At 67.0% G+C, this 12,951-nt stretch carries 12 protein-coding genes and 1 pseudogene; 4 read left to right on the top strand and 9 right to left on the bottom strand.

Annotated elements, in window-relative coordinates:
* Positions 1-20: 20 nt before the first annotated feature.
* Together EJK91_RS09320 and lepA are read right to left on the bottom strand one after the other, a co-directional pair.
* Positions 21-785 carry a sensor domain-containing protein gene (locus EJK91_RS09320; protein ID WP_024440731.1) on the bottom strand — a complete coding sequence of 255 codons (765 nt, stop codon included), beginning with the start codon at positions 783-785 and terminating at the stop codon, positions 21-23.
* A pseudogene (gene lepA, locus EJK91_RS09315) lies at positions 785-2,738 on the bottom strand (translation elongation factor 4). Before lepA ends, EJK91_RS09320 begins: the two are co-directional and overlap by 1 nt.
* A gap of 548 nt (positions 2,739-3,286) precedes the next feature.
* Between lepA and EJK91_RS09310 the strand changes: the two are divergent.
* Positions 3,287-4,486, top strand: a complete 1,200-nt coding sequence (locus EJK91_RS09310; protein ID WP_444850807.1) for an IS30 family transposase — start codon at positions 3,287-3,289, stop codon at positions 4,484-4,486.
* A gap of 72 nt (positions 4,487-4,558) precedes the next feature.
* Here the strand turns inward: EJK91_RS09310 and EJK91_RS09305 are convergent, their stop codons facing one another.
* Together EJK91_RS09305 and EJK91_RS09300 are read right to left on the bottom strand one after the other, a co-directional pair.
* Entirely contained in the window at positions 4,559-5,128 is a 570-nt protein-coding gene (locus EJK91_RS09305) for a hypothetical protein (protein ID WP_231383968.1), read from the bottom strand.
* Positions 5,129-5,477: 349 nt separating this feature from the next.
* The gene (locus tag EJK91_RS09300) at positions 5,478-5,693 is read right to left on the bottom strand and encodes a hypothetical protein (protein WP_125078787.1); all 216 of its coding nucleotides are present in this window, start codon (positions 5,691-5,693) and stop codon (positions 5,478-5,480) included.
* Positions 5,694-6,353: 660 nt separating this feature from the next.
* On the opposite strand from EJK91_RS09300, the gene EJK91_RS09295 reads away from it, so the two are divergent.
* A complete protein-coding gene (locus EJK91_RS09295; protein WP_125078786.1) occupies positions 6,354-6,980 on the top strand; it encodes a type II toxin-antitoxin system PemK/MazF family toxin in 627 nt (208 codons plus the stop codon).
* A 12-nt stretch (positions 6,981-6,992) separates the two neighbouring features.
* On the opposite strand, the gene EJK91_RS09290 is transcribed toward EJK91_RS09295, so the two are convergent.
* Positions 6,993-7,421, bottom strand: coding sequence for a CBS domain-containing protein (locus tag EJK91_RS09290; protein ID WP_024440736.1), 429 nt, complete (start codon positions 7,419-7,421; stop codon positions 6,993-6,995).
* Positions 7,422-7,547: 126 nt separating this feature from the next.
* Here EJK91_RS09290 and EJK91_RS09285 point away from each other — a divergent pair, with 126 nt between their 5' ends.
* Both EJK91_RS09285 and rpsT read left to right on the top strand, forming a co-directional pair.
* Positions 7,548-8,405, top strand: a complete 858-nt coding sequence (locus tag EJK91_RS09285; RefSeq protein WP_024440737.1) for a ribonuclease Z — start codon at positions 7,548-7,550, stop codon at positions 8,403-8,405.
* A 100-nt stretch (positions 8,406-8,505) separates the two neighbouring features.
* On the top strand, positions 8,506-8,766 hold the full coding sequence (gene rpsT / locus EJK91_RS09280) for a 30S ribosomal protein S20 (protein ID WP_024440738.1): 261 nt from the start codon (positions 8,506-8,508) through the stop codon (positions 8,764-8,766).
* Between the two features lie 68 nt (positions 8,767-8,834).
* Here the strand turns inward: rpsT and holA are convergent, their stop codons facing one another.
* From holA to EJK91_RS09260, 4 genes are all read right to left on the bottom strand, one after another.
* Positions 8,835-9,797 carry a DNA polymerase III subunit delta gene (gene holA / locus EJK91_RS09275; protein ID WP_024440739.1) on the bottom strand — a complete coding sequence of 321 codons (963 nt, stop codon included), beginning with the start codon at positions 9,795-9,797 and terminating at the stop codon, positions 8,835-8,837.
* A gap of 12 nt (positions 9,798-9,809) precedes the next feature.
* Entirely contained in the window at positions 9,810-11,372 is a 1,563-nt protein-coding gene (locus tag EJK91_RS09270; protein ID WP_046302084.1) for a ComEC/Rec2 family competence protein, read from the bottom strand.
* 2 nt (positions 11,373-11,374) lie between these two features.
* Positions 11,375-12,226: a ComEA family DNA-binding protein gene (locus tag EJK91_RS09265; RefSeq protein WP_024440741.1), complete on the bottom strand. Its 852-nt coding sequence runs from the start codon at positions 12,224-12,226 to the stop codon at positions 11,375-11,377.
* A gap of 101 nt (positions 12,227-12,327) precedes the next feature.
* Positions 12,328-12,864 (bottom strand): DUF4352 domain-containing protein, encoded by a 537-nt coding sequence (locus tag EJK91_RS09260; protein ID WP_036457069.1) that lies wholly within the window; start codon positions 12,862-12,864, stop codon positions 12,328-12,330.
* Positions 12,865-12,951 lie beyond the last annotated feature (87 nt).

The raw sequence follows: 12,951 nt of genomic DNA, 5'->3' as shown, positions 1-12,951 counted from the left end.
TTGTCACGCCGGTCCCGCCTCTACCCGCTGATGTTGCGCACCTTGTCCAACATCGCGCGGGCCAGGTCAGCGGCGGTGCTGTCCCCCGCAGGTGGCGCCCCCGAGTGTTCCTCCTCGTCGACGAACCAGAACACGTCGACATCGACGACACAGTTCACCCGCGCCGCGAGCGCCCGCGAAACCCGTAGTCCCGCCTCGCCATCCACGCTGGTTCGCACCGTGGCCACCAATACCGCGTCCTGGTCGGAGACGTCGGTGATCTCACCGCTGGCCTCGTCGTCAGTCCCGCTGTCCCGCGTCACCACTACCCCGTCACAGCTGCCCCACTGCTGAGCGAACTTCTCGAAGAGCGCGTCGGCGTCTGCGGAACTGTCCAGCGCGATCACCGCCTCGGCCACCCCGGTCAGCGGCGAATCCTCGTCGCTTGAGCTGTCCCAGAACTCGTGGGCCACGTCGCGCACCGTCGCGACGCTGTAAACGCTGCGCTGGCCGCCCACCGCTGCACCGACGCAGTCTCCCGGCTCCGCCGATGCCCAGGCGTCGGGCAGATCGTCGAGGCCGCCGAACCGCGGCGGCAGGGTGAGATCACTGCGGAAAGGCCGGCCGGTCAGCTTCGACAGCTCTGAGTCGTCGAGCAGGACCTGACGGACCGCCATCCCGGTCACGGGCGTCGGCGCCAATCCGGGGGCGGGCCGGACGGTTCCGGCAACCACCGTGGTGCACCCACCGGCCAACAGCGCGACTGCCGCAGCGCCCGCCGCGACTGCGCCTGCCCGGACGGCCACTACTTCTTGGCCTTATCCCCGGCAGAGCCCCCACTGTCGGTCGACAGCGCCGCGACGAACGCCTCCTGCGGCACGTCGACCCGGCCGATGGTCTTCATCCGCTTCTTGCCCTCTTTCTGCTTCTCCAGCAGTTTGCGCTTACGGGTGATGTCACCGCCGTAGCACTTGGACAGCACGTCCTTACGGATGGCCCGGATGTTTTCGCGGGCAATGATTCTCGAGCCGATCGCGGCCTGCACCGGAACTTCGAACTGCTGACGCGGAATCAGTTCCTTGAGCTTGGTGGTCATCTTGTTGCCGTAGGCCGAAGCCGAGTCTTTGTGGACGATCGCACTGAACGCGTCCACCGCCTCGCCCTGCAGCAGGATGTCGACTTTGACCAAGTCGGCCTCCTGCTCGCCGGCCTCTTCGTAGTCCAGGCTGGCGTAGCCCCGCGTGCGCGACTTCAGCGAATCGAAAAAGTCGAAGATTATCTCGCCCAACGGCATCGTGTAGCGCAGTTCGACACGTTCCGGAGAGAGGTAGTCCATGCCGCCGAGTTCCCCACGGCGAGACTGGCACAGTTCCATGATGGTGCCGACGAACTCGCTCGGGGCGATCACGGTGGTCTTGACGACCGGCTCAAAGACGGTGCGGATCTTGCCTTCCGGCCAGTCCGACGGGTTGGTGACGACGATCTCGCTGTTGTCTTCAGCGATCACCCGGTAGACAACGTTGGGCGAGGTTGAGATCAGGTCGAGGTTGAACTCGCGTTCCAGCCGCTCTCGGGTGATCTCCATGTGCAGCAGGCCCAGGAAGCCGCACCGGAAGCCGAAGCCCAATGCCACCGAGGTTTCCGGCTCGTAGGTCAGGGCAGCATCGTTGAGCTGCAGTTTGTCCAGCGCCTCGCGCAGGTTCGGGTAGTCAGACCCGTCGACCGGGTAGAGCCCGGAATAAACCATGGGCTTGGGCTCGCGGTATCCGGTGAGCGCCTCGGTGGCCCCGCCCCGGGCAGTGGTGACGGTGTCGCCGACCTTCGATTGACGCACGTCCTTCACACCGGTGATCAAGTAACCCACCTCGCCCACGCCAAGGCCCTTGGTGGCCTTGGGTTCCGGGGAGACGATGCCGACCTCGAGCAGCTCGTGGGTGGCACCGGTGGACATCATCGCGATCTTCTCGCGAGGGGTGATCTTGCCATCGACGACCCGGACATACGTGACCACTCCGCGGTAGATGTCATAGACGGAGTCGAAGATCATCGCCCGTGCCGGCGCGTCGGCGTCGCCGGTGGGCGCCGGCACCTGCTTCACCACTTCGTCGAGCAACTCGGCCACGCCTTCGCCGGTCTTACCGGAGACTTTCAGCACGTCTTCGGGCTCGCACCCGATGATGTGGGCCAGTTCCGCGGCGTAACGCTCCGGGTCGGCCGCGGGCAGGTCGATCTTGTTGAGCACCGGGATGATCGTGAGCTCACGGTCCAGCGCCAGGTACAGGTTCGCCAGGGTCTGGGCTTCGATGCCCTGGGCGGCGTCGACCAGCAGAATGGCGCCCTCGCAGGCCTCCAGCGCGCGCGACACCTCGTAGGTGAAGTCGACGTGACCGGGGGTGTCGATCAGGTGCAGCACGTAGTCGCCGGCTTCAGCTCCGTTACGCGGGCCCGTCTCCGGGTCGTCCTTGACCGTCCAGGGCAGCCGAACGTTCTGCGCCTTGATGGTGATGCCGCGTTCCCGCTCGATGTCCATTCGGTCCAGGTACTGGGCACGCATCGATCGGTCGTCGACGACGCCGGTGAGCTGCAGCATCCGGTCGGCCAGGGTGGATTTGCCATGGTCGATGTGGGCGATGATGCAGAAGTTCCGTATCTGCGCCGGCGCGGTGAAGGTCTGGTCGGCGAAACTGCTGATGGGGATCTCCTGGTGAGGCGAGTTGTGGCGTTACCAGGGTATCGAGTCGAGCCGGTGCGGACCCAATCGCACCGGCCCGGGGCCACCCCGCCGGCGCCGTCGCATGTGAACCGCACACCCTGGAGCCGAGCAGGTGGCCCACCCGGCTCCAGGTGGACTTCGGAAGAGGCCAGGCCCGGCAAGGCGAAACCCCCGGAGACCGGCGGGTTCACATGGTCGTCGCAACACTCTCGATGAGAGGTTGCGGCGACCATGTCGTTTTCGGAGGACTGTGCGCGGTTCGGTGACCAGCTAGCAAGGTTGGTCGATGCCGGGGTTGCGGTGAAGGAGGCTGCGGTCGCAGTCGGTCTATCCCGTGATCGGTGTTATGCGATTCTGCGGTCGATCGGCCGGCCTGCCGGGCAGGCGCGGGGTCCTGGCAAGTGCGGTGATCAGCGTGGGGTTGCTGACCGGGACGTCATCGTGGCCGTATTCGACGAGACGGGTTCGATCAACCAGGCGGCGAAAGCATGTGGGGTGTCGCATTCGGTGGCGCGCCGAATATTGGTCGCCGAGAATCTGGTCACCAGCGAGAAGATCTTGCCGAGGGGCAAGCCCGAGGCCAAACGCCGTTGCCTGGAGCTGATCGCGGCGGGCTGGTCAACCGCGCGGGCAGCTCGTGAGGTCGGTGTGAACCAGCGGACCGCGCGGGACTGGCGCCAGGGGATCCGCCACACCCACAACATGCGGATCTACCCCGATGGCCGGGTCGTGGACTACAACCGCCAGACCGTTTACAAACAATCCGTGACTCATGTGACCTGCGATGACACCGCGCGGCCGGCAATCGATGGCCGGTATCTGTCGATCGAGGACCGGGTAGCGATCGCCGACGGACTCCTCGGGAAGGAGTCACAGCAGACGATCGCCGATCGGATCGGTAAGAACGTCTCCACCGTCTCGCGGGAAGTCCGCAGGCACAGTATTGATGGCCGGTATCTGCCGTATCAGGCCGACCGTGTGGCAGCAGCGGCCCGGGCGCGGCCCAAGGCGTCCAAACTGGTGGTGAACACGGTCCTGCGGGAGGCGGTTGAGGAAGGCTTGTCGCGCAAGCTGTCACCGGAGCAGATCTCGCACCGCCTGCGCCGGGATCATCCCGACGACGAGAGTATGTGGGTGAGCCACGAGACGATCTACCAGGCCCTGTACTTCCAGGCGCGAGGTGGCTTGAAACGAGAAGTGCAGCATGCACTTCGGACTGGACGAACGAGACGTAAACCGCATCGCAAAGAAGGTGAGCGGTATCAGCGGTTCACCGACCCGATGGTGATGATCAGCGACCGCCCCGCTGAGGTCGAAGACCGAGCGGTGCCCGGGCATTGGGAAGGTGACCTGATCACCGGTGAGAAGAACCAGACCGCGATCGGCACCCTCGTCGAGCGAGCGACCCGCTACACGATGCTGCTGCACCTACCAGGCGGGCACGATGCCGACTCCGTGCGCGATGCCCTGATCGCGGCGATTAAGGACCTACCCGATCACCTGCGCGGATCACTGACCTGGGACCAAGGCGCTGAGATGGCGCGGCACAAGCAGTTCAGCATGGCCACCGACATGGCCGTGTACTTCTGCGACCCGGCCAGCCCCTGGCAGCGTGGCAGCAACGAGAACACCAACGGACTGCTGCGACAGTACTTCCCCAAAGGCACCGATCTGAGCGTCTACGGACCCGAAGACCTCGAACACGTCGCCCAAGAACTCAACGGCCGCCCACGCAAAACGCTCGGCTGGGATACCCCAGCCGAGCGTCTGCGTGATCTACTACTGGCCAATTAACCACCAGTGTTGCGACGACCCCTTGAAACCGCCACCGGCACCCAGTCCCGGGGGTTTGCGCTTAGCACCGGTTTACATGTCGAGCCCGAACCCGAAGTACCCGCCCAGATCTGCCAGGCCGGCCTCGAAGAAATTGGTGAAGTCGGCGAAGACGCCGTCACCGGCCAGCCCGTCGATGATCCCGCTTTCCGAACCGAACAGGTAGTTGCCGGCGTCTTCGAGCTGAATCTCGTCACCACCGGTCATCAGTGCGAACAACAAGACGTTGCTGGCGTCGTAGAACTGCGTCAGCGCACCGTTGAACAAGCTGTAGGAGCCCGGGTCCGAAGACATTTCGCTTTCCCAATTCGGGCCGAACAGCATGGCCGCGAAGGTCGCGTTATCCGCCAAGTCGTCTGCGGAAATGGTGCTGAACGACAGCGGGTCAGCGAGCGTGGGCGCGCCGGGGGTGATCAGGTCGCTGTCGACACCCGACGCCGAGGCCTGGGCTCCGAAGAGCCAGTTCATCGACTGAACCTGACCCAACAGGATGTTGCTGAAGTCCGGAAGGTTGTCGGTCTCCTCGTCGGCGGCGGCCGCCAACGGCGCCAACGCGAGTGCCGCACCAGCGACAAAACTGCCGATCACGCCGAATTTACGCATGTTGATCCCCCAAAATCCCCTACATACTGGCCGGCGGCTAATTTTCCCGTCCCCACCGGCGGCTCCCCCCAGCAACGTTGCTGTAAGCCGGGTTAAATCTAACAAGCACCTGTGACTAACGCAAGTGAATGTTCACTTTCACTTTGGTTTCCTCGAGCCCTTGCCCCATGCTGGGCCCGCAGTGAGCGGGATTTACGCACGTCGGCGCGTTTCATGGGCCACAAAATGGGCGGCGCATTACACAGCGTTGGATGATGAGGAAATTTTCAAGTGAACGACCGGCCCGACGCTGCCGCAGCCGACGGAACCCCCGGAGACGATCCTCCGGGGGTTCGGCTTCGGGCGGCGGCTAGGAGTCGAAGACGCCGAAGTAGCCCAGCAGGTCGCCCCAGGCGAACTGGAAATAGCTCATGGCTTCCGCCCAGCCGGTGTCGGCGCCGTTGGCGATGGCCTCCATGCTGCTCCCGCCGAACAGGTCGCCGGTGCCGCCGTCCCAGTCGAGCACGGCGCCGTTGTTCATCATCGCGTACAGCAGCGAGTTGATGCCGTCGTCCAACGGGACCATCGCACCGTTGAAGACGCTGTAGGCACCGCGCCGGCGGCGAAGCCACCGACGACGACGATTTTGCGAATGTTCATGTTCAATGCCTTTCGCGATGTCTCTTTGGGCCGTAGTCCGCCCCAGGAGCCCCCCGGCCCCCTCACTGAAAGCCACAGGGACTCTGTCAGTTTCACTACTCCGGTTGCGATGTAGACGCTGCGTGATAGTTGCGCAAATCCATATACCTCCTGATAGCCCCTCGGTGCATAAGAAGACCCGGGCGATCACCCCCCGACTCAGCCAAAGGCATCAGCTGCCGGCGAACGCGTTGCCGTACATGCCGTTCCGGGCGGTGACTTACCCCAGCTCAAGCACCCCCGGAGGAAGGCCAAGACCCTCCCCAGACTGCAGTTTTCGGCGACTTCCACTCCCCGATTGAGATCTTCCGTCCGGCTGACGCCCCGGATGTAGCTGCGCCGGCCCGGTGAAAAGAAGCCCCCGGTTAATCAATATTCCCGTACCGTACGCCGATGGGTCTCTGCGGACAACACAAGTGGCGCTTCAGTTTTCGTACAGATTCCTGTGCCTTTTGGTTACGTTGGCGTCAAGGAAACGCCGCCGCTGAGACGGCGTCGCGGCGGCCGGAAACCAGTGCCAGAAACGGGTTTCGCCTATGCTGCGAGCATGGCTTCCCCGCGGAAGACCCCATGGCAGTCGGTGCAGCGATTCGCAGAGAACCTGGTGTTCAACGAAGCCCCACGGTTCATCCGCCAACTCGAGCAGGCACCGCAGGTACAGCAGCGCATCCAGCGCGGTATCGAGCAGGGCATCAGGATCGGTCTGGACATCCTCAGCGGCGCGACCTCGGAGCCGGCTACGGAGATCGCCGCCGGCCGTCCAGTGACCGACAGCAGTGTTCCCACCGCGCACCGGGCACGCCGGCTCGTCTACGCCCCCGACCTCAACGGTCGCGCGGACCCCGGCGAGATCGTCTGGACCTGGGTGGCCTACGAGGACATTGCGGGCCAGGGGCCCTTACAAGGAGAAGACCGGCCGGTGTTGGTCGTCGGCCGCGACCGCAACATGCTGCTGGGCCTGATGCTGTCCAGCAGGCAACGGCATGCCGAGGACCCGAACTGGGTCGGCATCGGCGCGGGCAGCTGGGATGACGCTCACCGGGTCAGCTGGGTGCGGCTTGACCGGGTGCTAGACGTGCCCGAGGAGTCGATCCGGCGCGAAGGCGCCATTCTGGAGCGTTCGGCGTTCGATGTGGTGGCAGCTCGACTGCGCAGCGACTACGCGTGGAGCTGACGCTGCAACCGGCTAGCCCTGGGCGATGTAGTCGCGCAGTTGCTCGTGCTCGGCTTGCAACTCTTCCATTCGAGACTTGACGACGTCGCCGATGCTGACGATCCCGGCCAACCGGCCGTTTTCGAGCACCGGTATGTGACGCGCACGGTGCTCGGTCATCAACATGCTGACCTCGTCGGCGGTGTCGGTCTTGGCGCAGGTCGCCACCAGGCGGGTCATGATGGCCGACACCGGCCGAGCCAACAGACTGGCGCCGTGGACGTGCAGCTGGCGTACCACGTCACGCTCGGAGGCCACCCCCTCCAGGCCCTCATGTCCGATCACCACCATCGCCCCGATGTTGTGCTCAGCCAAGCCCGCCAGCAACTCCATGACCGTGGCATCGGGGTGGATGGTCACTACCGCCGCACCCTTGTTCCGTAATACGTCCGCGATCCGCATCGAAGCCTCCCGCCGCAGTGATCTGCTTCACACCAGGCTAGGCCATTTGGCCGAACAGGGGGCGCCGAAAGCAAAACTCGGCCGATCCCGTGGCGCGCGGGCGGCATCTGTGGCATATGTGACGTCATGACGATCGAGATCACCCTGCTGGGCACCGGAAGTCCGATCCCCGACCCGAACCGCGCCGGCCCGTCGACCCTGATCCGAGCCGGGGGCCAGCAACTGCTGGTCGACTGCGGACGCGGTGTTCTGCAGCGTCTGGCCGCGGCTGGGGCCTCGGCCAGCAGTCTGTCGGCGCTGCTGCTCACCCACCTGCACAGTGACCACATCGCCGACCTGGGCGACCTACTGATCACCCGCTGGGTCACCACCTTCACGCCCGACGCTCCGCCGCTGCCAGTCATCGGACCACCGGGCACCGCAGAGGTCGTTGAGGCGACTCTGCGCGCCTTCGGTCACGACATCGGCTACCGCATTGCTCACCACGACGATCTGACCGCCCCTCCCCCGGTCGACGTGCAGGAATACACCACCGGACTGGTCTGGGACCGCGACCAGGTGCGGATCACCGTGGCGCCCACCGACCACCGGCCGGTGACACCTACCATCGGCTTCCGAATCGAGCACTCCGACGACACCGGGACCGCCTCGGTGGTGATGGCCGGCGACACCGTGCCCTGCGACAGCCTCGACGAGCTGGCGGCCGGAGCCGGTGCGTTGGTGCACACCGTCATCCGCAGCGACCTGATCGCGTTGCTGCCCCAGCAGCGCATCCGCGATATCTGCGACTACCACTCCTCGGTGGCCCAGGCTGCCGCGACCGCCAAACGGGCCGGGGCGGGCATTCTGGTGCTGACCCACTATGTGCCCGCCATCGCGCCCGGGCAGGAAGAGCAGTGGCGGGCGCTGGCCGCCGCGGAGTTCGACGGGCCGATCGAACTCGGCGACGACCTGCACCGAGTCGAGGTGACCGCCCGCAGCTGAGGCGAGTTGGGGAGTTACCGAACCAGCTGGTACCCTGAACAGCTGTTGCTCCCGCCTCGGGAGGCAAACCCAACTCAAGCTTTTGCGAAGGAATTACTCCGTGGCCAACATCAAGTCGCAGGTGAAGCGCAACCGGACCAACGAGCAAGCCCGGCTGCGCAACCAGTCGGTGAAGTCGGCGGTGCGCACCGCGATCCGTGCCTTCCGCGAGGCCGCCGCCGCCGGCGACAAGGACAAGGCCGGCGTGCTGCTGGTCTCGACCAGCCGCAAGCTGGACAAGGCCGCCAGCAAGGGCGTCATCCACAAGAACCAGGCCGCCAACAAGAAGTCGGCGCTGGCGAAGGCGCTCAACCAGCTCTGACCTAGCGGATAGCCCGCAAGCGCAGGCCCCTGATTCCACCCGGAACAGGGGCCTTCGTGTTGCCTGGATCAGCGGTCGGCCAACTCGGCGACGCCGCGTACCGCGGCCTCCAAGGCGTAGTCGGCGTCGGCAGCGGCGCCCTTGACGTCGGCGTTGAGGGCGGCCACCAGCCGCACCGCTGCCGCTATCGTTCCCGGCGACCAAAACCGGGCCTGCTTCTGCGCCTTCTGCACCCGCCAGGGCGGCATGCCCAAGTCACCGGCCAGCCGGTAGGGGTCACCGGACTTGGCCCGCACCCGCGCGATGGTGTGAATCGCTTCGGCCAGCGCGTCGGCCAGCACCACATGCGGTTCGCCACGGATCATCGCCCAGCGCAGAGCCTCGGTGGCACCGGCGAGGTCGCCCACGACCGCCCGATCGGCGACGTCGAACCCTTTCACCTCGGCTTTGCCGCTGTGATAGCGGCGCACGGCGATGGCGTCGACGTGCCCGCCGGTGTCCGCGACCAGCTGCGAGCAGGCCGAGGCCAGTTCGCGGATGTCCGAACCCACCGCATCGAGCAGCGCCGTCACGCATGCGTCGTCGACCCGGACCTTGAGCCCGCGGAACTCGGCACGCACAAAGTCAGCACGCTCAGCGGCCTTAGTGATGCGCGCACAGGTGTGCACTTCGGCGCCGAGTTCCCGCAACTGCCCGGCCAGCGCCTTGGCCCGACCCGCACCCGAATGCACCACCACCAGCACGGTGCCCGGCGGGACATCCTCGGCCGTGGCAGCGATCAGCGCCACCGCCTCCTTGCCTGCTTCGGCCGCGGCCTCGAGCACCACCACCCGTTCGTCCGCGAACAGCGAGGGGCTCAGCAGCTCGGCGAGTTCGCCCGCCTCGACCTCACCGGCACGCAACCGGTCAACCGGGATATCGGTGCTGCCGGCCTGCGCCCGCACCCCGGCAAGCACCTGGCCAACGGCCCGTTCGACCAGCAGTTCCTCGTCCCCAAGGATCAGATGCAGTGGCGAAACCGATTGGCTCACCCGCCAATCGTGTCACGCTGCACCGACTCCCGCCCAGCCGGTCAACACCTGCGCGGCCGACCACGCCAGCAGGCACAGCCCCAATGCGGCCAGCACCCGGCGGCACCACCGCCATCGCCAACAGATCACCACCAGGACTGCTGCTGCGCCGACCCCGACGACGCCCGCTGCGCCCTGCGGCACCGGCACGGTGGCGGCGGGGAGTCCGCCCGCCCAGCGTGCGACACGGCACACCCACCACAACTCCGGTCCGGTGAAACGGATCAACAGGTAGGCGCCTGCCGGCCACCACCCGCACAGCACCGCGGCCGCGCTGCCGAGCACGGTGATCGGCGCGACCAGCGCCGCAACCGCAAGGTTGGCCACTGTACTGACCAGGCTGAGCCGGCCGGAGATACCGGCGATCAACGGCGCGGTGACCAGGTTGGCCGCCCACGCCACGCAGACCGCGGCGGCCAGCGGTCGAGGCCAGCCATGCGCCTCCAGCCGGGCCGTCCAGACCGGCGCGAGGAGCACCAGCGCCGCGGTGGCCACCACCGACAGCGCGAAACCGACGTCGACCGCCAGGTGCGGGGCCAACGCCAGCAGCACCAGCACACTGGCTGCCAGACTCGGCACCGCCTGACGGTTGCGAGCTGACAGCACGCCCAACAGCGCAATGGCGCCCATCACCGCCGCCCGCAACACGCTGGCGGTGGGCTGCACGACGATCACGAATGCGACCAAGGCGCCCCCGGCCAGTACCGCGGCGGCCCGCGGCCCGACCAGCCGCGCTGAAAACAGCACCGCACCGCACACGATCGTCACGTTGGCCCCGGAGACCGCCATCAGATGCGTCAACCCCGCGGCCCGAAAGTCCCGGCCGGTGGCGGCCGTGATCGCGGTGGTGTCGCCGAGCACCAACGCGGGCAGCATCCGGGCCTGCTCGGCGGGCAGCACTCGCGTGGCGGCGGCCGCGAACCGGGCCCGAACCCGATGCGCTGCCCGCGCCACGGGCCCGGGCTGCCCGCGCACCGGAGCGCCGCTGGCGGTGAGCATCGCCACCGACAGATCCCGCCGAGCTGGGCGGGCGACCTTGGCGCGGAACGTCATCGACTGGCCGACCATCACCTCGCCGAATTCGACGCCGGAGGCGAATACCAGCACCCGGCCCGAAGCGACGGCGTCGTCGAGGCGCTGCAAGGTGGCCCGGAACATCACTCGCCGGGCGCCGGCGGGCAGTGGACTCTCATTCGGGGTGACCGTCACCGCCGCGGTGGTGCCGAACAACGCCGCGATCGGGTGGTGCTCGACGGCGGCGGTACGCAAGGCAACAGCCCATCCGAAGCCCGCACCCGCCATCGATGCCGCGGCAATCGCCGCACCCACCAACCGCCGGCCCGGGTGCCCCCGCCGTCCGGCGGACCGACCCAGCACGCCCGCGGCCACAGCCAGCAGGGCACACAGCACGGCCAGCACGCCGCCGATCTGCCACTGGATGCCGGCCGCGGTGATCAGCCAGCCCACCACCGCCGCCGGCACCAGCCGAACGTCGAGGCGAGCCGTCGGCGCCGGTTCGGTCGCTGGCGACGTCACACTCAGACACGAACCAGGGCACGCAGCTTCTCCAGGCGCGCCGGGCCGATTCCGTCAACGTCGCCGAGCTGATCGACGCGGGTGAACTTCCCGTGACTGTCGCGCCAGGCCACGATCGCCGCCGCGGTCACCGGCCCCACCCCGGGCAGGGCGTCGAGTTGCTCGACCGTCGCGGTATTGAGGTTGACCGGCTCGCCCGGTTCCTGGTGGGGCTCTGGACCGGTGGGGACCGTGCTGGTGCGGGGTGCTGCCGGTCCCGGCGAGCCGGCACGCACCGAACTGCCCAGCACCGGCAGTCCCGCCGGCGGCGCCAGACCGACCACGATCTGTTCGCCATCGACTAAGGGCCGGGCCAGATTCAGTCCGACCGTATCCGCACCGTCGAGGGCCCCGCCGGCCGCGGTCAGGGCATCGGCGATGCGCGATCCGGGCGACAACGTCGCCAGGCCCGGCTTCTGCACCAGACCGACCACGCTGACCACGACCTGCTCGGCGGTCGGTGCCGCGGCGCCGGCGGCCGCTTCGTCGGTGCGCGGGCCGGCTGTCGAAACCATCTCCACCGGAGGCAGTTTCGCGCTCAGCACCGGCGCCGGCTGATCACGCAGCACGGTAAACACCGTGATGAGCACCGCCACCGCGGCGATCACCGCCAAGGCGATCGCCGCAGCTTTGCCTGGGTCGGCCCGCACTTTGCCAAGCCAGCCCGCGTCGGCCGCGCCGTCCGGAAGCCAATGCGGCAGCAACGAATTCTGGTCATGGTCGTCGTCGGTGTCGGCGGTGCGCTCACCACAGTCGGGTTCCGGAAGCAGTCCGAGCCGACGCTGCAGCCGCTCTGCGGGTGGTTCTGGTGCCATGCGCCGACGGTAGGCGCCGGCACGGTCCCTCCGGCTCGCTCAGTGCTCGATCCACACTGATCTGTGGATCAACCGCAGACTGTGCGCAACCAGCGGTGGCGCTAGGAATTCAGCCACTCCCCGACGTCTTGGGAGATACCCGACGACGGCGCATAGCGGACCTTGGCCGCGGTAACCCCGGTGGGCAGCGCGAAGACCACGCAACCGGTGTTCGACGAGCCGGCGGGGATCAGGAACCAGCCGTAGGCGAAGTCCTTGCACTCGGTCACGGTGGCGAAATCGGCGTGGTAGTTCTGGTCGTCAGAACCCACCACCGTGACGTCGCTGTTGCTGTTGCCGACGATGGTCGTCGTCCCGGCGTTCTCGATCCGCAGCTTGGTCGCGAGATAGGTCTTGCCCGCCGTGCCCCAGCCGTTCGGGACGGTCGCCGGTGCGATCACCTCCGTCAACGTCACGGCGATCTTCTGCCCGCCGATGCGCATCAAGTCCAGCGTTTGGCCGATGTGCGCGGGCGGTCGCGGGGCCGGTGTCTGCCGGGCCCCCGGCGATGAGTCCGACTGGGGCTTCTCCGCGGTCCCCGCCGAGCACGACACGAGAGACAAGACCAGGACACAGAGCGCGACGAGCCACCGTCTCATGCGGTCCAGCCTACAAAAGCGCACGCTACGCCCTCCCCCGAACCGCCGCGGAAGTGGCGATTAGGGTGCATACCAACCGTGAGTTCA

This window comes from Mycobacterium sp. P7213 (assembly GCF_900604305.1).
In the GTDB taxonomy this organism is placed as follows: Bacteria; Actinomycetota; Actinomycetes; order Mycobacteriales; family Mycobacteriaceae; genus Mycobacterium.
This window is presented reverse-complemented; position numbering and strand designations above follow the sequence as displayed.

Bases quoted from the DNA above. Each gene is read 5' to 3' on its own strand.
- EJK91_RS09305 (WP_231383968.1), bottom strand. From the start codon at position 5,128: ATGCGTAAATTCGGCGTGATCGGCAGTTTTGTCGCTGGTGCGGCACTC.
- EJK91_RS09300 (WP_125078787.1), bottom strand. From the start codon at position 5,693: ATGGTCCCGTTGGACGACGGCATCAACTCGCTGCTGTACGCGATGATG.
- EJK91_RS09295 (WP_125078786.1), top strand. From the start codon at position 6,354: ATGGCTTCCCCGCGGAAGACCCCATGGCAGTCGGTGCAGCGATTCGCA.
- EJK91_RS09290 (WP_024440736.1), bottom strand. From the start codon at position 7,421: ATGCGGATCGCGGACGTATTACGGAACAAGGGTGCGGCGGTAGTGACC.
- EJK91_RS09285 (WP_024440737.1), top strand. From the start codon at position 7,548: ATGACGATCGAGATCACCCTGCTGGGCACCGGAAGTCCGATCCCCGAC.
- EJK91_RS09265 (WP_024440741.1), bottom strand. From the start codon at position 12,226: ATGGCACCAGAACCACCCGCAGAGCGGCTGCAGCGTCGGCTCGGACTG.
- EJK91_RS09260 (WP_036457069.1), bottom strand. From the start codon at position 12,864: ATGAGACGGTGGCTCGTCGCGCTCTGTGTCCTGGTCTTGTCTCTCGTG.